20 protein-coding genes and 1 tRNA gene are annotated in these 18,852 nt (G+C 63.0%); all 21 read right to left on the reverse strand.

Annotated elements, in window-relative coordinates:
- Position 1: 1 nt before the first annotated feature.
- Positions 2 to 436, reverse strand: a complete 435-nt coding sequence (locus DW732_RS03675; RefSeq protein WP_199406639.1) for an FHA domain-containing protein — start codon at positions 434 to 436, stop codon at positions 2 to 4.
- A 66-nt stretch (positions 437 to 502) separates the two neighbouring features.
- Positions 503 to 1,207 carry a CDP-alcohol phosphatidyltransferase family protein gene (locus DW732_RS03680; RefSeq protein WP_117735207.1) on the reverse strand — a complete coding sequence of 235 codons (705 nt, stop codon included), beginning with the start codon at positions 1,205 to 1,207 and terminating at the stop codon, positions 503 to 505.
- A gap of 294 nt (positions 1,208 to 1,501) precedes the next feature.
- Positions 1,502 to 1,578 (reverse strand) — tRNA-Pro (locus tag DW732_RS03685).
- Between the two features lie 80 nt (positions 1,579 to 1,658).
- Positions 1,659 to 2,849 carry a bifunctional phosphopantothenoylcysteine decarboxylase/phosphopantothenate--cysteine ligase CoaBC gene (coaBC, locus tag DW732_RS03690; RefSeq protein ID WP_118098839.1) on the reverse strand — a complete coding sequence of 397 codons (1,191 nt, stop codon included), beginning with the start codon at positions 2,847 to 2,849 and terminating at the stop codon, positions 1,659 to 1,661.
- Between the two features lie 26 nt (positions 2,850 to 2,875).
- Positions 2,876 to 3,595: a zinc ribbon domain-containing protein gene (locus DW732_RS03695; RefSeq protein ID WP_117742767.1), complete on the reverse strand. Its 720-nt coding sequence runs from the start codon at positions 3,593 to 3,595 to the stop codon at positions 2,876 to 2,878.
- Entirely contained in the window at positions 3,592 to 4,401 is an 810-nt protein-coding gene (locus tag DW732_RS03700) for a Nif3-like dinuclear metal center hexameric protein (RefSeq protein WP_117735209.1), read from the reverse strand. The genes DW732_RS03695 and DW732_RS03700 overlap by 4 nt, the downstream gene beginning before the upstream one ends.
- The gene (locus DW732_RS03705; RefSeq protein WP_118098810.1) at positions 4,398 to 5,576 is read right to left on the reverse strand and encodes a cysteine desulfurase family protein; all 1,179 of its coding nucleotides are present in this window, start codon (positions 5,574 to 5,576) and stop codon (positions 4,398 to 4,400) included. Before DW732_RS03705 ends, DW732_RS03700 begins: the two co-directional genes overlap by 4 nt.
- Positions 5,577 to 5,582: 6 nt before the next feature.
- Complete coding sequence (gene rpe / locus DW732_RS03710; RefSeq protein WP_118098812.1) at positions 5,583 to 6,254, reverse strand: ribulose-phosphate 3-epimerase; 672 nt, start codon at positions 6,252 to 6,254, stop codon at positions 5,583 to 5,585.
- Between the two features lie 18 nt (positions 6,255 to 6,272).
- On the reverse strand, positions 6,273 to 7,280 hold the full coding sequence (locus DW732_RS03715; RefSeq protein ID WP_118098814.1) for an NAD(P)H-dependent glycerol-3-phosphate dehydrogenase: 1,008 nt from the start codon (positions 7,278 to 7,280) through the stop codon (positions 6,273 to 6,275).
- A 9-nt stretch (positions 7,281 to 7,289) separates the two neighbouring features.
- On the reverse strand, positions 7,290 to 7,973 hold the full coding sequence (gene plsY, locus DW732_RS03720) for a glycerol-3-phosphate 1-O-acyltransferase PlsY (protein WP_117735213.1): 684 nt from the start codon (positions 7,971 to 7,973) through the stop codon (positions 7,290 to 7,292).
- Positions 7,966 to 9,300 carry a ribosome biogenesis GTPase Der gene (der, locus tag DW732_RS03725; protein WP_118098816.1) on the reverse strand — a complete coding sequence of 445 codons (1,335 nt, stop codon included), beginning with the start codon at positions 9,298 to 9,300 and terminating at the stop codon, positions 7,966 to 7,968. Before der ends, plsY begins: the two co-directional genes overlap by 8 nt.
- Positions 9,301 to 9,310: 10 nt before the next feature.
- Positions 9,311 to 10,753 carry a DUF512 domain-containing protein gene (locus DW732_RS03730; RefSeq protein WP_118098818.1) on the reverse strand — a complete coding sequence of 481 codons (1,443 nt, stop codon included), beginning with the start codon at positions 10,751 to 10,753 and terminating at the stop codon, positions 9,311 to 9,313.
- Positions 10,754 to 10,755: 2 nt separating this feature from the next.
- A complete protein-coding gene (locus DW732_RS03735) occupies positions 10,756 to 11,655 on the reverse strand; it encodes a 4-hydroxy-3-methylbut-2-enyl diphosphate reductase (protein WP_118098819.1) in 900 nt (299 codons plus the stop codon).
- 2 nt (positions 11,656 to 11,657) lie between these two features.
- On the reverse strand, positions 11,658 to 12,386 hold the full coding sequence (locus DW732_RS03740; protein WP_118098820.1) for a lysophospholipid acyltransferase family protein: 729 nt from the start codon (positions 12,384 to 12,386) through the stop codon (positions 11,658 to 11,660).
- A 3-nt stretch (positions 12,387 to 12,389) separates the two neighbouring features.
- Positions 12,390 to 13,076: a (d)CMP kinase gene (gene cmk / locus DW732_RS03745; protein ID WP_118098821.1), complete on the reverse strand. Its 687-nt coding sequence runs from the start codon at positions 13,074 to 13,076 to the stop codon at positions 12,390 to 12,392.
- Between the two features lie 66 nt (positions 13,077 to 13,142).
- Positions 13,143 to 14,069: a pseudouridine synthase gene (locus DW732_RS03750; protein WP_118098822.1), complete on the reverse strand. Its 927-nt coding sequence runs from the start codon at positions 14,067 to 14,069 to the stop codon at positions 13,143 to 13,145.
- A gap of 22 nt (positions 14,070 to 14,091) precedes the next feature.
- Positions 14,092 to 14,820 (reverse strand): SMC-Scp complex subunit ScpB, encoded by a 729-nt coding sequence (scpB, locus tag DW732_RS03755; RefSeq protein WP_118098823.1) that lies wholly within the window; start codon positions 14,818 to 14,820, stop codon positions 14,092 to 14,094.
- Between the two features lie 11 nt (positions 14,821 to 14,831).
- Positions 14,832 to 15,644 carry a ScpA family protein gene (locus DW732_RS03760; RefSeq protein WP_118098824.1) on the reverse strand — a complete coding sequence of 271 codons (813 nt, stop codon included), beginning with the start codon at positions 15,642 to 15,644 and terminating at the stop codon, positions 14,832 to 14,834.
- A gap of 84 nt (positions 15,645 to 15,728) precedes the next feature.
- A complete protein-coding gene (locus DW732_RS03765; RefSeq protein WP_118098825.1) occupies positions 15,729 to 16,412 on the reverse strand; it encodes a site-2 protease family protein in 684 nt (227 codons plus the stop codon).
- A gap of 9 nt (positions 16,413 to 16,421) precedes the next feature.
- Positions 16,422 to 16,718, reverse strand: coding sequence for a hypothetical protein (locus DW732_RS03770; RefSeq protein ID WP_164473297.1), 297 nt, complete (start codon positions 16,716 to 16,718; stop codon positions 16,422 to 16,424).
- Positions 16,705 to 18,738 carry an ABC-F family ATP-binding cassette domain-containing protein gene (locus DW732_RS03775; protein WP_118098826.1) on the reverse strand — a complete coding sequence of 678 codons (2,034 nt, stop codon included), beginning with the start codon at positions 18,736 to 18,738 and terminating at the stop codon, positions 16,705 to 16,707. The genes DW732_RS03770 and DW732_RS03775 overlap by 14 nt, the downstream gene beginning before the upstream one ends.
- Between the last annotated feature and the right edge of the window lie 114 nt (positions 18,739 to 18,852).

The raw sequence follows: 18,852 nt of genomic DNA on the forward strand, positions 1-18,852 counted from the left end.
CCTACTCACCGGTTTCGATGCGCTCCGGCGTGCTCTCGTGGTAGATGAGCGTAAACGTACCGATCTGAACGGAAGAGCCGTCGTGCAGCGGAGCCGCGTTGACAATGGCACCGTCGACCCAGGTGCCATTGAGCGAGCCCAGATCCTCAATACGAGCGCCCAGGCCCTCACGAATAATGCGTGCGTGGCTGCGCGAGACAGTCATGTCGTTGAGGAAGATGCCATTCGCGGGATCGCGGCCGATGGTGGTCACGTCGTCCTCGAGTTCAAAGGCGGCACCAGTCTGCGGACCCTTGACGATGGACAGAACGGGGGCGGTGATGCGCACGTTGGCCATGAGGTCGGGAACGGTGACGTCGCTTGAAGGCACGCGGAATACGCAGGTAGCGTCAGCAGTCTTATCATTCTGAGGTATATTGTTAACCATGTTGTCCATGACAACCCCTAACTTATCGCGGACGTGCCGCAAATAATGAACCGTACGTAATCATACCCCAACGAATCAGTCTTCGATTTCGGGGTTAAGAAAGTCGATGTCCTCGTCCTCGGGATGCGCGAGAGCCTGTTTAATGGCCACACTGCCCTTAATGGAGTAGATGACAGCGGTGAGCATGGAGAAGATCACACCACCATACACAAAGAAGATGCCGAGGGGCACCGAGCTTCCGTTGAGGCCCGGGAAGGCCGTGAGGGTTGAAGGTAAAAGGCGCAGGCCGTCAACAACGGGGAACCCGAGCAGCATGAGCGAGAAGCCGGTCATGAGCAGCGCGGTGGCAATCTTTCCGGGAAAGACGACATCGATGGGGCGACGGTGATAATGACGCACGATAAGCGTGCCAATGCCCAGATAGATGTCGCGGCCTATAATGAGCACGCAGACCCAGATGGGCAGCTCTCCGCGGACCACCAGGCCAAGTACGCCGGTGAACAGCAGCGCGCGGTCGCAAATGGGATCCATGACCTTGCCGAGCCACGAGACCGTCTTAGTCATGCGGGCGATCTGGCCGTCCATCCAGTCGGTGGAGGCGGCAACGGCGTAGATAACGATGGCGATGACGCGGTTGTTATCCGTCACAAACAGGTACAGAAATACCAGGGTGAGGATCAGGCGCGTAAAGGTGATGAAATTGGAGATCGTAAAGATCTTATTCGACGGGTAATCGGAAGTGCCGATAAGCTCCTTTTTGATCTTCTTTTTGATGCCCACAGGACTCCCCCGCTGGTTAACGATAAAACTTTCGATACTATACCCGTTCTGGCGATGTCTATCCAGCGTAAGCATAGAGAGTCCAGACATGAGGAAGGCGCTGTCGCAACGTGAATGTACCGTTTTTGTGTATGTCAGCCTCCAAACATGTCGAAAAATATCGTTTTTGGAGGCTGGCGTACAAGTTTTTGTTGAGCGAAAGTATCGATCAAGAAAGCCGCTGATTCTTCGCTGCTTACCACGTTGGTTCTTGATAAAAAAGGTCAGGCACTAGGTGCCTGACCTGCAAACTTCTGGTCGGGACGACTGGATTCGAACCAGCGACCCCTTGACCCCCAGTCAAGTGCGCTACCAAGCTGCGCCACGTCCCGAAGCTTATGTTTGTTGCTCTGCTCCCGCTCGCAACAGGGAGTATATTAACCCGAAACTTTAGACTTGTGCAAGAACTTTTTTACAAATTTTGAAGCAAGTCCAAAATTGTATCTGCGAGCTGGGGTTTTGTTAGCACGGGAAGTTCTTGCGCGCCCTTCGTGCTCACAATCCAGGCCTTGTTCGTGTCGGTGCCAAAGCCCGAATCGGCGCGCGAGACATCGTTGGCGACGATCGCATCGCATCCCTTGCGGGCAAGCTTGCGCTGCGCGTATTTCACGACGTTATCGGTCTCGGCCGCAAAGCCGATCACGCACCGCTCCCCCTTTTGGCGGGAAAGCTCGGCAAGAATATCGACCGTCTCGATAAGTTCGATGCAATCGAGGCGTTCGTTGGCCTTTTTGAGCTTATGGTCCGCAGGGGCGGCAGGCGTGTAGTCGGCGACGGCGGCCGCGCAAATGGCCGCATCGGCCGTCTGGAAGGCGTCAAGCGCCGCCTGGAGCATCTCTGCGGCGGTCTGCACGCGCACGCACTCCACGCCGTGGGGCACATCGAGCGATGTCGGTCCCAACACGAGCGTGACCGCAGCACCGCGGCGAGCAGCCTCCCCTGCCAGGGCGATACCCATCTTGCCCGAAGAGCGGTTGCCAATGAAGCGCACGGGGTCGATTGGCTCGTGCGTGGGGCCGGCGGTAATCACGATGCGCTTACCTGCCAGATCCTGAGGTGCGGGGTTGAGCACCTCACAGACAGCCTCGACGATGTCCTCGGGCTCGCTCATGCGGCCCGTGTCTACGTCGCCGCAGGCAAGGTAGCCGCTGCCCGGACCCACCACGTGCACGCCGCGGTCGCGCAGCGTGGCCATATTGGCCTGTGTAGCCGGTGCCTTCCACATGCCGTTGTTCATGGCCGGCGCGATCACGACGGGTCGCGGCGTTGCCAGCAGCGTGGTGGAGATGAGGTCGTCGGCGATGCCGTTGGCCATCTTGGCGATGATATTGGCCGTCGCGGGCGCCACGACCACCAGATCGGGCTCCTGCGCCAGCGAAATGTGGTGGATGGGGTCGGAGGGATCGTCGAATAGGCCCACGGCAACGGGCTCATTGGTAAGCGCGCGGAAGGTGAGCGGGCCCACGAACTCTGTGGCATGCTCGCTCATAACGACCTTGACGCGTGCGCCGCGCTTTTGCAGCAGACGCACGATATTGCACGACTTATAGGCGGCGATCCCGCCGGTAATGCCCAGCAGGATCGTTTTTCCCTCAAGTTGCATTGAATTGTTGGGTGCAGATGTCATCGCTAGGCTTCCTTGCTCGGGAGTACCAGGAGGCGGTGGCAGTATGGGCAGTGCGTAATTGACCTACCGTCATGGTTGAGGTCGCTCATGGACGATGCCTGCAGCGCGGTGTGGCAGACCGTGGGGATGTTGCCCTGGATGGTCTCGACGGCCAGCCCGCGGAACTGCTTGAGCAGGCGCTCGTAGTCGGTGAGCACGTCGGCCGGTAGCGTAGCGGCAAGCGCGGTGCGCTCCTTCGTGGCGGCGTCGATCTGAGCCTGCAGGTCGGCAGCCTTGGCGCGGGCGGCCTTGGTATCGGCCTTCACGCCCTCCTCGAACTTGGCGATGATCGCCTGCGCGCGGACCTCGCGGTCGAGCGCCTCCTTATGGGCGACAACGACGTCCTTGCGGGTGTGCTCGATCTTGTCCAGACGCTTGGCCAGGGTGGCGAGCTCATTCTCCAGGTCCTGAACCTCGCGGTAGTCGGAGCCGTCGACGTGACGCTTCTTGGCGGCCTCGATGGCGTTGTTGGTCTGAATCTCGGTGGTGTTGAGGTCGTCGATCTCAATGTCCAGGTCTTTGCGCTGGGCGTAGAGCTTGGTCATCTCGGCCTTGAGCTTCACATAGGTCTTGCGCTTGGAAGCGAGCTCCTTGAGCTCCGGCATATTGGAAAGTTCGCTCTTGTTGCGGGCGAGCTCCAAATCAATCTGTTGCAGCTTGAGTAGCGTAGCGCCGGCGCTCATAAGTTCTCTCCTTTTGTCACAGTCCACCATTGGCAAGGGTTCAGTATTTTAATCGCATGACGGGGGTCGACCCCGGCGTCAACTGCAGAGTTCATCAATATATCAACGAACGGCTCCTCAGAGCGGTCGTGGCCGAGCAAGATCACCGGCAGCCCGCGCAAGGCAAGGTCTTGCGCCACGTGGTAGCCGGCCTCTCCGGTCACAATAACATCTGCGCCTGCGGCGATGGCAAGCTCACCAAAATCGCCCAGGGAGCCGCCCAAAATGGCGACGGTTCGGCACGGGCTATCGGCCTCGCCCCACACGCGTGGGTCGCTGCCAAACACCGTGGCGGCGCGAGTGGCAAGGTCGCGCAGGCTGCAGGGGTCGTTGAGCGTTGCAAGCGCGCCCAGGCCAGTCGCTTCGGGGTCGTCCACGTGCTCCAGCGAGCTTGCGGGCGCGGCGTCCAACAGCGTACTTAGGCAGACGCGTGCTTCGTGCGAGCGGTCCAGGTTGGTGTGGAGCGATATGATGCTCACGCCGCAACAGGCCGCCTCATAGAGCGCCGCGCTGCACTGGGGGCGTGCGGAATCCGACGGACAAAACGCCTCAGGCGCCTTGATGTAGATAGGATGATGCGTCAGCAGCACGTTGGCACCGGCATCTTGTGCGCGGCGAACATTAGCTTCGGTCGCATCGAGCGCGCAGGCCACGCCGGTAATCTCGGCGGCAGGGTCGCCCACGGAGAGCCCTACATGATCCCAGCCCTCGGCGTCCGTCTTGGGATAGCGCGTCAGCAGAGCGCGCTCAAGGTCGGCGACGATCATGCGGCACCCACAATCGACAGCAGCGCTTGGGCAAAGTCGTCCAAGTCAGCCGGGTTCACGCGGTCATCGAAGGAGATACGCAGTGCGCCCAGCGCCTGCTGGTGGCCAATACCCATGGCGCTGAGCACGTGGCTCGGGTCCATGCTGCCGCTCGAGCACGCCGAGCCGGCCGAAACCTCAAAGCCGGCGGCATCGAGCTTGACGATGAGCTCCTCGGAGTCCATGCCGTCGACGTAGATCGAAACCATACCCGGCAGGCGATCGGCCTGCGCGTAGTCGCCCATCGTGGCGTGAATGCGAGGATGGGCCGTAAGCGTGGCGTAGAGCTTATCGGATAAGGCCTGCAGCGTTGTGCGCTCCTGGGCAACATTCGGCAACAGCGCGGAAGCGGCAGCGGCAAAAGCCAACTGCGTGCGCAGGTCCTGCGTTCCGGCACGACGGCCGGCCTCCTGTCCGCCGCCAAAGATGCGCGGGCGCAGCGGCGTGCGGCTCTTAAGGTAAAGCGCGCCAGATGCCACGGGGCCGCCAATCTTGTGCGCCGCAACGGTCATAGCGTCAACTCCCAGCTCGGTGACATCGAGCGGAATATGCAAGTAGCCCTGGATGGCATCGGTATGAAACAAGGCGCCGGCAGCATGTGCGGCAGCGGTAAGCTCGCGGATGGGCTGCACCGCGCCGGTCTCGTTGTTGGCGACCATAATGCTCACGAGCGCCACGTCGTCACCCAGCAAGTCGATCAGCGCGGGAGGCTCAATGAAGCCCGCGCGGCAGGGCTGCACCAGGTCGACGGAAAAGCCGGCGGCGCGCAGCAGCGGCAGGTTGTCCAGAATCGAATCGTGCTCGATGGCAGATACGATCACGCGGTTACGCTTACGGTCGCGCTGACGGGCGCCTTCGGCAAGACCGAGCAGTGCCAACTGGTTGGCTTCGGTGCCGCCGTTGGTCAGGATGATCTCGGACGGACGGACGCGCGCGCCAAAGCTGCGGGCGATCTCGCGACGGGCGGCTTCCAGGCGTGCGGCGGCCTTGCGGCCGAGCGAGTGCAGCGAGTTGGGGTTGACGCCCGCAAGCTCGCTGTCGTCATATTCGCGCTGCGCAAGGCGCGCCTCGGCGCGCATGGGCGTCGAGGCGGCATAGTCAAGATTCACGGGTATGCGGTTTTGACCTGCGGTCATAAGGGTTTATGCCTCCTGTGCGGCCTCGTTGCCCAGCTTCTGCAGCAGCGCAACCTCGGCAGCGGGATCTTCGGACTTAAATACGGCGGAGCCGGCTACGAGCACGTTGGCGCCGGCCTTGACGACCTCGGCAATGTTCTTGGGAGAAATGCCACCGTCGACCTCGATGAGGGGCGAAACGCCGTGGCGCTCGCACATGGTCTTGAGCTCGTGAAGCTTTGCGATGGTGCCCGGGATAAAGCTCTGACCGCCAAAGCCCGGGTTCACGCTCATGAGCAGCACCATGTCGACGACGTCGATGATGCTCTCGAGTACGCAAACGGGCGTTGCGGGGTTGAGCACCACGCCGGCCTTGACACCGCGCTGCTGCAGGTGCGTGAGCGTGCGGTGCAGGTGCGTAGAGGCCTCGTAGTGCACGGTGATCATGTCGGCACCGGCGTCGGCGTACCAATCGACCGTCTCGTCGGGGTTCGACACCATGAGGTGCGCGTCTACCGGTACATCGGTGGAGCGCTTGACGGCCTTGAGGATGTCAACGCCAAAGGTGAGGTTACCGGTAAAGTGACCGTCCATAACGTCAAAGTGCACGTAGTCGGCGCCGGCAATCTTGTCGAGCTCGCCCTTGAGGTTGGCCATATCGGCCGAGAGGACGGATGGAGCGATTTTGATGGAACGCATGGTAGAAGCCTTTCTGCGCTAGTCGGTGAGTCCGTAGAACTCTTGAGAGGGGACGCGGTCGGTAAGGATCTCGAGCGCCCTATCCAAGGTAACACCGTTGTAGAGCGTTTGCTCCACGGCAAAGGTAAGCGGAATGTCTACGCCCAGTGAACGGGCAAGTTCGCTGACGCTGCGGGCCGCGACGGCGCCCTCAACCACCATATGCGTACGCTCCTGATACTCGTCGAGTGACACGCCGTGGGCAAACTCGTAGCCAAAGGTGCGGTTGCGCGAATGCTCCGAGGTGCAGGTGGCGATGAGGTCGCCCATGCCGGCGAGCCCCATGCAGGTTATGGCCTGACCGCCGCGTGCGTGCGCCAGTCGGCTGATCTCGGCCAGGCCGCGCGTCATGATAAGGGCGAGCGTATTGTCGCCCGCACCGGTGCCGGCGGAGATGCCGCACACGATGGCGATGACATTTTTCATAGCGCCGCAGACCTCGACACCGGTCATGTCTTGCGACAGATAGATACGGAAGGCAGTGGACAGGAGCAGGTTCTTAAAGGTCTCCCCCACCTGCTGGTCCTCGCTGGCGATGACGGCGGCCGAAAGCCCGCCGCGGCAGATTTCCTCAGCATGGTTGGGGCCCGAAAGCGCCGCGACACGCGCCTCGTTGCCGATCTCGCTGGCGATGACCTCGCTCATGAGCAGGCCGGACTCGGGCTCAATGCCCTTGGTGAGGCACAGAACCGGGGTATCGGCGGCGATAAAGGGCGCGGCCTGGTGGCACACGCTGCGAAGGTGCGTCGAAGGAACGGCAAAGATGATGGCCTCGGCGCCGTCGAGCGCCTGCGCCAGCTCCGTCGTGGCGACAACGTTTTTGGGCAGCTCGTAGCCCACTAGATACCGGGGGTTGCGGTGCTCGCCATTGATGCCGGCGGCCGTCTGCTCGCTGTGGGCCCACATGGTCACGCGCTCGGCTCGCGCGGCAGCAAGGCCGGCGACGGCGGTCCCCCAGGAGCCGGAGCCAATCAGCGCAACATTCATGACTCTCTCCTACTTATCGTCGGGCTCGGTGACGCGCTTGGTAAACGAGAGCTTGGACTCCTTACCGGCCATGAGCTTTTGGATATTCGAGCGATGGGCCCACACTACGGTGATGCCGATCATCGCCATGCAAAACTTGAGGCCCAGGCTGCTGTACGGAAAGACCGCGCAGGCAGCGATGGGAAGTCCGATGGCAGCGGCGAGCGAGCCCACCGACACATACTTGGTGATGGCGACGGCCACGATAAACATGCCTAGCAGCGACAGGCCAATAGGCCAGTACCAGGCGAGGATGACGCCCAGACCAACTGCGATACCCTTGCCGCCATGGAAGTTGAGGTAGGGCGAGAAGATATGGCCCCACACGGCTGCCAGGCAAATGACGCCGAGCATCCAGTCGCCAGGGGCACCGGGCGCCATAATGTTCGGCGGAAAGCCATAGCCCACGCTCGCGATGAGCGGACGGGCGATAAGGACGCAGATGGCGCCCTTAAGGCAGTCGAGCAGCAGCGTGAGTGCGGCCACCTTGGGACCGGCCACGCGCAGGGCGTTGGTGGTGCCGATGTTGCCGGAGCCCGCCTTACGGATGTCCGTGTGGTTGAACACGCGGCCCAGGATCAGGCCAAACGGAATCGCTCCGATAAAGAACGAGACCACGGCGCAGATGGCGGTCAGCAGAATCGGATTAAGCATCCTTCTGTTCCTTCTTCCTAAAGAAGAGTCGAATGGGCGTGCCGGCAAAGTCGAAGGTCGAGCGCATGCGGTTCTCCACGTAGCGCTGGTAGGTGTCGTTGACCAGGTCGCTGTGGTTGACAAAGAACGTGAACGTCGGCGGGTTGACGCCCGTCTGGGTCACGTAGTGCATGCGCAGGCGGCGCTTGCCGTCCACCACGGTATGGCCGAACTCGCGCAGGTCGGTGAGGAACGTGTTGAGGCGCGAGGTGCTGATCTTCTGCGAGCGCGTCTTTTCGGCTGCGTCGACCATTGCCCAGATCTTCTCCACGCTGCGGCCGGTCAGGGCAGAGATGCGCAGGTACTGGGCCCAGGGAGCCATGACGCCCAGACGGCGGTCGACGGTCTCCATGCAGGCCTCGCGCTTGCGGTCGTCGTCGAGTAGGTCCCACTTGTTGAGCAGCACCACGATGGCGCAACCGCGCTCGATGGCCAAGCCCATGACCTTCTGGTCCTGCTCGGTGACGCCCACGGAGGCGTCGACGACGAGCAGCGCCACGTCGGCGCGGTCGATGGCGCGTAGGCCACGGACCATGGAGTAGTACTCGATGTTTTCGTACACGGTGCTCTTCTTACGGATGCCCGCGGTATCGACCATGCGGTAGTGCTTGCCGTTGCGCTCGACGACCGTGTCGATGGCGTCGCGCGTGGTGCCGGCGATGTTCGAGACGATGGAGCGGTCGGCACCCAGGATGCGGTTGAACAGCGAGGACTTACCGGCGTTGGGGCGGCCGATGATGGCGACGTTCAGCGCATCGGGGAACTCGTCGGCGACCTCGTCCTCTTCTTCCGGAAGCAAGGCCACGATATCGTCGAGCAGGTCGCCCGTGCCGTGGCCATGCAGGGCCGAAAGCGGCGTGGGCTCACCGATGCCGAGCGAATAGAACTCCCAGATGCTGTCGTTCTCGCGATCGGGATTGTCGAGCTTGTTCACCAGCAGAAAGACCGGCTTGTCGCAGCGCTTGAGCATGCGGGCGACCGACTCGTCCTCCTCGGTGACACCGGTGCGACCGTCGACCACAAACAGGATGACGGCGGCTTCCTCGGCGGCGGCGAGCGCCTGGTCGCGAATGGACGTTGCAAAGACATCGTCGCTCTTGAGCGGCTCGATACCGCCCGTGTCGACGATAGTGAACTCGCGGCCGTTCCAATCGGCCGCGTGATACGAGCGGTCGCGCGTGACGCCGCGGGACTCGTGGACGATGGCGTCCGAGGTCTGGGCAAGGCGGTTAACGAGCGTGGACTTGCCCACGTTGGGGCGTCCGACGACGGCGACGATAGGTTTCATCTGCTCTCCTTTAATGGGTAGGGTCAGCGGAATTAGTAGAGTCGGCAGGCACAATGCCAAGGATATGCTCCAGGGTATCGAGCAGCTCATGCGGCATGGTCGATACCACATGAACCTCGGCGCCGCGACTGGTAAGGCTTGCGAGTAAATCGTCACGATGATACTCGTCAAGCGTCATGCCGTCAGCGTTGAACATGAGCTTAGGCACAAAGAGCATAACCCCCGAGAGGTCCTGTGGCAGCTGCTCCAAGATGTCGCAGGCGACGATGAGGCCGGTCACGTCCACGTTACCGCCAAAGTAGCGGTTTTTGATGGCCGTGACGGAGCCCGCAAGGCCCTGCGGCGACTCCACAAAACGCGCCACCGTATCGCGCGCGCTGGCGCCCGAGAGGCACAGGAGACGCTGGCTCCGGGCTGCGAGAGCCTCGCGAACACGGGCGAGCCGCCCGGCATCGGCGACGAGCACGTCGTCCGTCTCGTCCAGATAGGAGCGGATCATGCCGATGCCGTCGTAGTACTGCGGGTAGCCGTCGTAGAAATCGGCCTCGGGCGGCTCGATGCCGGCGTCCAGATAGAACTCGTCGCTCATCTGGAAGGTGTGGCGGCCAAAGCGCTCGAAGGCACGGTCCTGGAAGGGCCGGATCATGTCGATGGTCTCGCGCGCCAGCTCGGGCTTGTCGCTGTAGGACCAGCTAAAGCGATTCTGGTGTTTGGTAAATCCAAGGGGCACAATGCCCAGGCTGGTGATTTGCTCGTGCTCCTCGCAAAAGCGCAGGGTCTTCTGCAGCTCCTCGCCGTCGTTCATGCCGGGGCACAGCACGATCTGCGCGTGGATTTCGATGCCGGCAGCCATGATGGCCTCGAGCACGTCCATGCCACGTTGGGCGTTTCGGCCCATCATGCGGCGGCGGATATCTGGGCTCACGGCATGGACCGACACGTTCATGGGGCTCATGTTGCGCTCGATGACGTTTTGCACGTCCTCGTCGGAGAGGTTCGTGAGCGTGACAAAGTTGCCCTGCAAAAAGCTCAGGCGGTAGTCGTCGTCGCGGATGTAGAGCGTGGAGCGACCGCCCTTGGGCAGCATGGTCATAAAGCAAAACACGCAGGCGTTGACGCAGGTACGCATGCCATCAAAGATGGGGCCATCGAACTCCAGGCCCCAGTCCTCGCCGGGAAAGCGGTCGAGCTCGACGGGGGTGACGGTGCCGTCGCGTGGATCGAATACCTCCAGCTCGACGGTGTCGTCGTCGGCCTCCCAGAGCCACACGATCATGTCGGTGAGCTGCTCGCCGTTGACCGTGAGCACGCGCATGCCCGGCTCGATACCCACATCCCACGCGGGCGATTCGGGACGTACGTTCTTTACGAGCGCGCCCTCACCCAGCTCGGGGTCGCGGCTGCGCCCGTAATCGGCCACCTCGGCGGCGTATGCGGGTACGGTCTGGTCCATGGTTAGCGGCAAAGCTCCTTGATGCGCGTGACGGCGCGTTCGATGTGTTCTTGCGGGGTGGAGGCTCCGGCGGTGATGCCGATGTGGTGAGCGTCGGTAAACCACGCGGCCTGGAGCTCGGAAGCTTCCTCGATGTGATACGTGCGCTCGCAGGCGTCCGCGCAAATCTGTGCTAGGCGGCGGGTGTTGCCCGAGTTCTTGCCGCCCACCACGACCATGCAGTCGCAGCGGTTGGCAAGCGTGGCTGCTGCCTGTTGACGCTCACTCGTGGCGGCGCAGATGGTGTTGATCACACGCAGTTCTTGCACGCGCGGCGTGATAGCGGCCACGACCTCGGCGAGGTTCTGCGCGGTCTGGGTGGTCTGTACGACGAGGCCTACCTTGCCCTTGAGCGGCAGGGCATCGGCGTCGGCGGCACAGCTCACGACCTGCGCATCATTGCCGGCGTGGCCCAGGATGCCCTCAACTTCGGGGTGGCCCGGCTCGCCCACGACTACCACGCGGTAGCCCTCGCGTACCAGGCGCTCGGCTGCCACATGGACCTTCTTCACGTAGGGGCAGGTGGCGTCGACGACGTTAAGGCCACGCTCGCGAGCGGCATCGATGACCTGCGGCACCACGCCGTGGGCGCGGATGATCACGGTGCCCGATGTGGCGTCGTCCAAGGTGTCGGCAAGACCGACGCCTGCCTCGGCGAGCTCGCGTACCACGATGGGGTTATGGATGAGCGGACCCAAGGTATGGACCTGGGTGCTCTCCCCTGCCTGCGGCGCGGCGGCTAGCGCCATATCGAGCGCACGCTGTACGCCATAGCAAGTGCCGGCGTGGGCTGCGATCTCGATAGTGGGCGCGTTGTCCTGGTCGGACGTAGTCGCGGCAGTGTTTGTCACGTTGTCGCTCATGGCTAGAACCTGCCCGGATGCTCAGCGCACAGCTCGTCGCGCATCTTATAGACACGGTTCATGGCTTCGGATTCAAACCAGGCCAAGCGCTCAGTGCGTTTAAGCCCGGCCGGCGCGTCAGAAAGCGAGACGGCCTTGCCGGCGCGGATCCAGCACTTCTTGGGACGCATGAGCATTTTGCCCGCAGGCGTGATGTCGGACCAGCCACAGATGGCGAGCGGGTTGACGGGCGCCTTGCCCATCTGAGCGATGAGCGCAAAACCGCCGTGGACCTCGGGCTTGATCTCGCGCGAGCGGATGCGCGTGCCCTCGGGGAAGATCAGGACGTCCTCGCCGCGCTGCAGCGCATGCTGGGCGGAGCGCAGGCACTTCATATCGGCAGTACCACGCTCCACGGGGATGCCGCCAACGCGGCTAAAGGCCCAGCGCACAATCTTGCTCTTGGCGAACTCGGATTTAAAGATGGGACGAATGCGGCGGCCCCCAAAGAACAGCGCCGTCTCCACGGCCAAGAGCTCGGCCATCGAGGTGTGGTTGCAGATGACCACGCTGCCGCGGTCGTCCTGGCGCTCAAACAGCAGGTCGGCATCCTCGACCTTCCAACGCCACATGAGCTTGGAGAAGGCCCACAGGATGGCCATGACCACGAGGACGGTGCCGCGGATGAGCGCCGGGAACTCGGCGTAGGGGGCGTTGTAGTAATCCTCGGGCGTCTGCTTAAACAGGCGCATGGGCTACCTCCTTTGGTTGATGAGGTCCTCGATAATGGTCACGACCTCGTCGATGGTGTGGGCGGTGGAGTCGACGTGCACGGCGTCCTCGGCGGGCACGAGCGGGGCGACCTCGCGGCTGCTGTCGAGCTTGTCGCGCTGCTTAAGGGCGTCGAGGGTCTCGTCGACCTCGGCCTCGAGTTGCGCGGGCGTGAGCGGCTGGGCGTCGTTTTGGTGACGCTGCAGCACGCGGCGGCGGGCGCGCTCACGCGGGTCGGCAGTCAGGAAGATCTTGACCTGGGCGTTGGGGAACACAACGGTTCCGATGTCGCGACCCTCGGCGACGATATCGCGGTCCTCGGCGGCACGGCGCTGATGGATGAGCATGGCGGCGCGCACGCCCGGATAGGCCGAGACCTTGGAAACGTTGGCGTCGACCTGCGGGGTGCGGATGGCGGTCGAAGCGTCCTGGCCGTCAACGGTCAGGCGCGTGTCCTCTCCGGTGCCGTTGGTAAAGCGGATCTCGATCTGCTCGGCGAGGGCGTCGATTGCCGCCTCGTCGTCCAGGCCGATGCCGCGGTCGAGCGCGGCGAAGGTGACGGCGCGATACATGGCGCCCGTGTCGAGCTTGTTAAAGCCCAGCTGGCGGGCGATCTCCTTGGCGATGGTGGACTTGCCGGAACCGGCGGGGCCGTCGATGGCGACGATCATGCAATGCTTCCTTTCGATGATTGACGTGCTGGTATGGTTCGCGGGCGTTGGGGCGCGGCGGGTTGCCTAGCCGGTGTAGCGCTCGCGGTAGGTGTTGCGCTTGGGTGCGGAGCCGTGGCTGCCGTGGTGACGCGTGCGGCTGGCGGTGTTGGTCGCCGGCGCGGCACCGCGCTTGCCGACGGCCTGCTTAGGCGGGATGCCGCCGGACTTGAGGATCTGCACCTCGCAGTCGGTGAGCTCGCGCCACGAGCCCTTGGCCACACCCTCGAGCTCAAGGCCGGCAAAGTTGCAGCGATGCAGACGGATTACCGGATGGTGGATCTTGCTCAACATACGCTTAACTTGATTCTTGCGGCCCTCGCGGATGATGACCTCCACGGCGGTGGTGCCGGGCTTGATGCCTTGCGGAGCCACGGCCTCGGCCTCGCGCGCGTTGATGATGCGGCAGATTGCCGGCTGGCACAGGCCGTCGTCGAGCTCTATGCCGCGACGCAGCGGCGTGAGATCGCGGTCGGTCAGCTGCCCGTCCACGAGTGCCTGGTAGGTCTTGTAGACGTGTTTGCTGGGGTGCAGCAGATCCTGCGACAGGTCGCCGTCGGTGGTAAAGAGCAAAAGGCCCGTGGTGTCGCGGTCCAGGCGGCCCACCGGGAAAAGTCCCGGAAAGCGGTCGCGGGGGACCAGGTCCGCCACACAGGGACGCTCCTGCGGGTCGCTCATGGTGGTGAGGTAGCCGGTCGGCTTGTAGAGCATCAGGTACACGGCGCCCTGGTTGAGCTTGACGGGCATGCCGTCGACCTCGATGTGATCGCGGTCGACATCGACCTTGGTACCTAGTTCGGTCGCGACCTGGCCGTTGACGGTCACGCGGCCGGCGGTCATCAGGTCCTCTGAGCCACGGCGGCTCGCCACGCCCGCACGCGCCAAAAAGCGCTGCAGGCGCATGGTGTGCGGATAGACGGGCTGGGCGTCGGTTGTGGGTACTGCGTTGCCCATGGCGCGCGTCTCCCCTATTTCGTTAGTCCTCGTCATGCATATCCTCCGAGGTCTCGTCGACGATTAGGGTCTCTAAGTCCTCGACTGCCTCAACATCTTCAATATCGGTATCGAGCAGTTCGCGCTCTTCGTCTAGGTCCTCGGCCTGCTCCTCGAGCGTGGACTGAATACTGCGGCCGCTCAGGCGCTCGCGGATAAACTGGCGCGACTGCTCGTCGGGGGCAAACTGCTCCAGGTCGGGCAGGTCGCGGGTGGAGCGCAGACCGAACTTTTCCAAGAAGGCGTTGGTCGTGCCGTAGATGATGGCCTGACCGCGCTGGGGGTCGCGGCCGAGCTCACGCACCAGGCCCTTGTCGACGAGCGACGCGATGACGCCGTCGGAATTGACGCCGCGGATGCCCTTGACCACCTCGCGCGTCACGGGCTGGTGGTATGCGATGACGGCCAGGGTTTCGAGCGCCGCTTGCGACAGCTTTTGCGTGTCCCAGCTCAACACATAGGCCTCGACTACGTCGTGGTAGGCGGGGTGCGTAAATAGGCGCCAACCGCCGGCGACCTCGCGCAGCTGAAAGCCGCGGTTGGCCTCCTCGTACTCAACCTTGAGCTCGGCGAGCAGCGACGCGCACTCGCCGGGGGCGATATCCAGCGCGCCTGCCAGCGCGGGCGCGCTCACCGGGTCGCTCGACACCAGCAGAAGCGCCTCGAGGGCGCCTTTGAGGCTGTTTGCCTCCAGCGTGGAAAGGGTTGACATGGTTGCGGCTCCTATTCGGTGAGCTCGGGGCCCTCGCCGGGCACGTATGCCTCGGCTCCCTCGACTCGGTTGATGCAGATGGTTCCGAAGATCTTGTCCTGGCTCAGGGTGAGCGAGCCACGTTTGGCGAGCTCCAGCATGGCCAGGAAGGTGACGACGAGCTGCTCGGTGGTGGCGTCGCCGTCCAGTAGCTCGCGGAAGGTGCAGGTTTGGTGCGCCATGGTAAAGCGGTCGACTGAGGCTACGGTCAGGTCGAGCGGCACGCGATGCGGTGCCACGTGCTCGGCCTCCAGTAGGAAGGTCTGACGCTTGCCGTCCAGGTCAGCGCAGATGACGGCGAGACCGCGCAGGGTGATGCCTGCCAGGTAGTCGGGCATGAGCCCCAGGAACTCCGGGTCGGGACCGGCCACACGCGGGTGCATGCGGCTTTCGGCCTGCATGCGGGCACCGAGGGCCGCCGCCGCGCCCTTAAACTGCTTGTAGGCAATCAGGCGCTGGATCAGGACCTCGCGAAGGGCGTCGCCGTCGAGCGTGCTGAGCTCCTCGAGGTCTTCGTCGAGCTCGTCATCGTCGTCATCGGCTTTGCACGGGGTTTCCTGAGGCACCAGCGAGGCTGCTTTGATGTCCAAAAGGGTTGCCGCGACCAGCAAAAAGTCGCTCGCCACGTCTAGGTCCAGCGCCTCGATGCGCTCGGCCTCGGCAAGGTATTGCTCGGCCACCTCGCTGATCGAGATGGCGCCGATATCAACTTTTTGGCGGGTAACCAGCTGCAGCAGCAGGTCGAACGGTCCGCTGTAGACCTGCGTCGACACGCGATACGACATCTTCGACCTCCTTTGACGGCGCCTTCGCGGCGCGGTTTGGGTGCATGTTACGACCGTTATGCACGGTCGACCTGTAAGTTTACCTTAGATGCCGGCGATTGCGAAGTTGAGCAGCTGCTCAGCGAGCGGATACACGGTAACGTCGAAATAGCGGCCGATCACGTCGATGCCGGTCCACATGGGCAGCAGGTACAGCACCAGGATGAGTATGGGCATAGCGTATTGCTGCAGGCGGTAATAGTTGTTGAGCGCCTTGCCCTTGAGGAAGGGCACGATGATCGATGAGCCATCGAGCGGCGGAATCGGGATGAGGTTGAAGAACGCAAGCGACAGGTTGACCACGATGAACGTAGCGCCGAAATTCATGATCTGTGATGCCAGGGCAAAGGACATGCTGGTGTAGAGGCTGCCATAGGCCAGGCGCATGAGGACCGCGGCAAGACACGCGAGTGCGATGTTGGACGCGGGGCCGGCCACGCTCACCAGGACCTCGTCGCGCTTGGGGTGCTTGAGGTTGTTGAGGTAGACGGGCACTGGCTTGGCGAAGGCGAACACCGGGCCGCCGGCGGCAAGCATGAGCAGCGGCAGGATGATGGTGCCAAACGGGTCGATATGGTTGAGCGGGTTGAGCGAGACGCGGCCACGGGAGCGGGCCGTCTTGTCGCCAAGCGCCCAGGCCGCGGCTGCGTGCGCGCTCTCGTGGATAACGATGCCCACGATGACGGCGACCGCGCTGGCGAGTAGGTTCATGAGGTAGCTGCCGGACATGTCGATCCCCTAGCGGACGCGGCGCGAGGCGCGCGTGAGCAAGTAGTCGGCTACAAACAGGATGACGGCCACGATGGCGTAATCCAAGCGGAACACGCCGCCAAAAGGTGAGGTGATGACGCCATAGCCGGCAATGGCGCTCGGCAGTGCGCGAGAAAGCTCAACGACAAAGCCCACGATCTGCAGCTTGGCGGTGAGGCCGCTAAAGCACAGCAGCACGGTCATCGCGCTCATAAAGATGCCGCAGATGCGACAAGCGATGGCGATGATGCTCATCGCCACGGCAGCGGCCTTACGAGAGTTCACGCGCGGTCTCCTCTTCGATCTGGGTGGAAAGCTCCAGCCATTCGTCTTCGAGCTTGGGCAGCTCTTGCTTAAGGCCGTTATATTCCCCCAGCGCGGCGTTGAACTTATCCTGATCGGCATAAAGCTCTTCGCTCGCCATCAATTCCATAAGCTCGTCATAGCGGGCACGCTTTTTGTCCAGCTCTGCCTCGATCTTCTTGAGCTGGTTGCGCACGCCCTTGAGCTTTTTGTTGAGTGCGGCACGGGCCTGGGCCTCGGCGCGCTTTTGCTCCTTGGTCTTTTTGCCCTCGGCAGGCTTGGAAGCGGTGGCGGGGGTGTCGGGCTGGGCCGCGGTGACCTTGGCGGACTTGGTCGCGGCCGGTGCACTCTCCCCTGCCGCCTCGGCGGCGGCGCGGGCTGCGAGGTCCTCGCGCTTGTAGAGGTAGTAGTCGTAGTCGCCGTCATAGACCGTGACCTTGCCGTCGCGGATGTCGATCACGCGGTTGGCCACGGCGCGCACCAGGTGCTCGTCGTGGCTGATTAGCACGATGGTGCCGGGGAAGTTTTGCAGGGCGTTCTCGAGCATGTCCACCGAGTCGATGTCCAGGTGGTTGGTGGGCTCGTCCAGGCACAGGAGCGCCTCGGGGGCCACGAGCATCTTGGCGAGCGCCAGACGCGCCTTTTCGCCGCCGGAGAGGACGCGAACCTGTTTCTCGATGGAATCGTTGTCGCTAAACAGGAAGGCGCCCAGCAGGCTGCGCTGCTGCGGCACGGTCCACTTGGGCGTGACGGTGTCGATCTCTTGCAGGACTGTGTTGGACTCGGTCATGCCCTCGAGTGCGTGCTGGGCGTAGTAGGCCACGCCCACGTTGGTGCCCAGTTCGCGGGTGCCGGTGGTGGGTGGCTCCAGGCCGGCGAGGATCTTCATGAGCGTGGACTTGCCGGCGCCGTTGGGGCCGACGAGCGCCACGTGCTCGCCGCGGTAGAGCTTGAGGACGATGTCGCTGTAAATGTGCTTATCGCCGTATGACTTGGAGACGCCCTCGAGGCCCACGACCATGTCGCCGGAGCGCGGCGGGTCGGGGAACTTAAAGTCGATGTGCTTGTGGCCCTCGGGCAGGATGACGAGCTCCTTTTTGATCTGCTCGATCTTGCGGATGCGCTCCTGGGCCTGGGCGGCCTTGGTGGGCTTGTAGCGGAACTTGTCGACGAAGACCTGCATGTGGGCGATGTCGCGCTCCTGGGCGGCGCGCTTGGCGCGCATCTGCTCCAGGTTGTCCTCGCGCTGCTTGAGGTAGCTGCTGTAGTTGCCGGTGTAGGTGGTCACGCGGCGGTTCTCGAGCGCGGCGACGTGGTCGACGCAGGCGTCCATGAAGGCGCGGTCGTGGCTGACGATGAGGACGGCGCCGTCGTAGTTGGCAATAAAGCCGCGCAGCCACTGGACGCTCTCGAGGTCCAAGTGGTTGGTGGGCTCGTCCAGAAGCAGCAGGTCGGGGTGGCGCAGGAAGAGCTTGGCGAGCGCGATGCGCATCTGCCAGCCGCCCGAGAACTCGGAGCACGGGCGCTCAAAGTCGGTGACCTTAAAGCCCAGACCGGATAGGATCTTACGGGCGTTGCTCTCGAGCTCGTAGCCGCCCAGGTGCTCAAAGCGGTCCTGGACCTGGCCATACTCGTTAAGGAGTGCGTCGACGTCCTTCCCCTGTTCGGAGAGCTCGGTGATCTGGGCCTGCAGCTCGTTGGCGCGCTCGCCCATGCGGCGGATTTCCTTGGCAGCGGCCATGACCTCGGCGAGAATGGTGGTGTCCTTTTGCTCCAGGTTGGTTTCCTGCTCTAGGTAGCCCACCTGGCAGTCCTTGGCGTACTGGACCTGGCCGGCGTCGGGGCTGTCGATTCCCATGATGATTTTGAGCATGGTGGTTTTGCCGGCGCCGTTGGGTCCCACGAGCGCGAAGCGCTCGCCGGGGTTGATCTGGAAGGACGCGCCGCTAAAGAGAACGCGCGCGCCGAAGCTTTTTTCGATCTTGTCTACCAGGAGGATCATGGTGCCGCCTTTGACCTTGTGTGCCTATATGAAAAAAGGCCCCAACTTGCGTTGGAGCCTCATTCAATGCTCGGGTGGAGACGAGGGGGATCGAACCCCTGACCTCTTGACTGC

The organism is Collinsella sp. AM28-11LB (assembly GCF_003469895.1).
Classification (GTDB): Bacteria; Actinomycetota; Coriobacteriia; order Coriobacteriales; family Coriobacteriaceae; genus Collinsella.

Excerpts from the sequence above, each read along its gene's own strand:
- DW732_RS03675 (WP_199406639.1), bottom strand. The coding sequence starts at position 436 with ATGGACAACATGGTTAACAATATACCTCAGAATGATAAGACTGCTGAC.
- coaBC (WP_118098839.1), bottom strand. The coding sequence starts at position 2,849 with ATGCAACTTGAGGGAAAAACGATCCTGCTGGGCATTACCGGCGGGATC.
- DW732_RS03695 (WP_117742767.1), bottom strand. The coding sequence starts at position 3,595 with ATGAGCGCCGGCGCTACGCTACTCAAGCTGCAACAGATTGATTTGGAG.
- DW732_RS03700 (WP_117735209.1), bottom strand. The coding sequence starts at position 4,401 with ATGATCGTCGCCGACCTTGAGCGCGCTCTGCTGACGCGCTATCCCAAG.
- DW732_RS03705 (WP_118098810.1), bottom strand. The coding sequence starts at position 5,576 with ATGACCGCAGGTCAAAACCGCATACCCGTGAATCTTGACTATGCCGCC.
- rpe (WP_118098812.1), bottom strand. The coding sequence starts at position 6,254 with ATGCGTTCCATCAAAATCGCTCCATCCGTCCTCTCGGCCGATATGGCC.
- DW732_RS03715 (WP_118098814.1), bottom strand. The coding sequence starts at position 7,280 with ATGAATGTTGCGCTGATTGGCTCCGGCTCCTGGGGGACCGCCGTCGCC.
- plsY (WP_117735213.1), bottom strand. The coding sequence starts at position 7,973 with ATGCTTAATCCGATTCTGCTGACCGCCATCTGCGCCGTGGTCTCGTTC.
- der (WP_118098816.1), bottom strand. The coding sequence starts at position 9,300 with ATGAAACCTATCGTCGCCGTCGTCGGACGCCCCAACGTGGGCAAGTCC.
- DW732_RS03730 (WP_118098818.1), bottom strand. The coding sequence starts at position 10,753 with ATGGACCAGACCGTACCCGCATACGCCGCCGAGGTGGCCGATTACGGG.
- DW732_RS03735 (WP_118098819.1), bottom strand. The coding sequence starts at position 11,655 with ATGAGCGACAACGTGACAAACACTGCCGCGACTACGTCCGACCAGGAC.
- DW732_RS03740 (WP_118098820.1), bottom strand. The coding sequence starts at position 12,386 with ATGCGCCTGTTTAAGCAGACGCCCGAGGATTACTACAACGCCCCCTAC.
- cmk (WP_118098821.1), bottom strand. The coding sequence starts at position 13,076 with ATGATCGTCGCCATCGACGGCCCCGCCGGTTCCGGCAAGTCCACCATC.
- DW732_RS03750 (WP_118098822.1), bottom strand. The coding sequence starts at position 14,069 with ATGGGCAACGCAGTACCCACAACCGACGCCCAGCCCGTCTATCCGCAC.
- scpB (WP_118098823.1), bottom strand. The coding sequence starts at position 14,820 with ATGTCAACCCTTTCCACGCTGGAGGCAAACAGCCTCAAAGGCGCCCTC.
- DW732_RS03760 (WP_118098824.1), bottom strand. The coding sequence starts at position 15,644 with ATGTCGTATCGCGTGTCGACGCAGGTCTACAGCGGACCGTTCGACCTG.
- DW732_RS03765 (WP_118098825.1), bottom strand. The coding sequence starts at position 16,412 with ATGTCCGGCAGCTACCTCATGAACCTACTCGCCAGCGCGGTCGCCGTC.
- DW732_RS03775 (WP_118098826.1), bottom strand. The coding sequence starts at position 18,738 with ATGATCCTCCTGGTAGACAAGATCGAAAAAAGCTTCGGCGCGCGCGTT.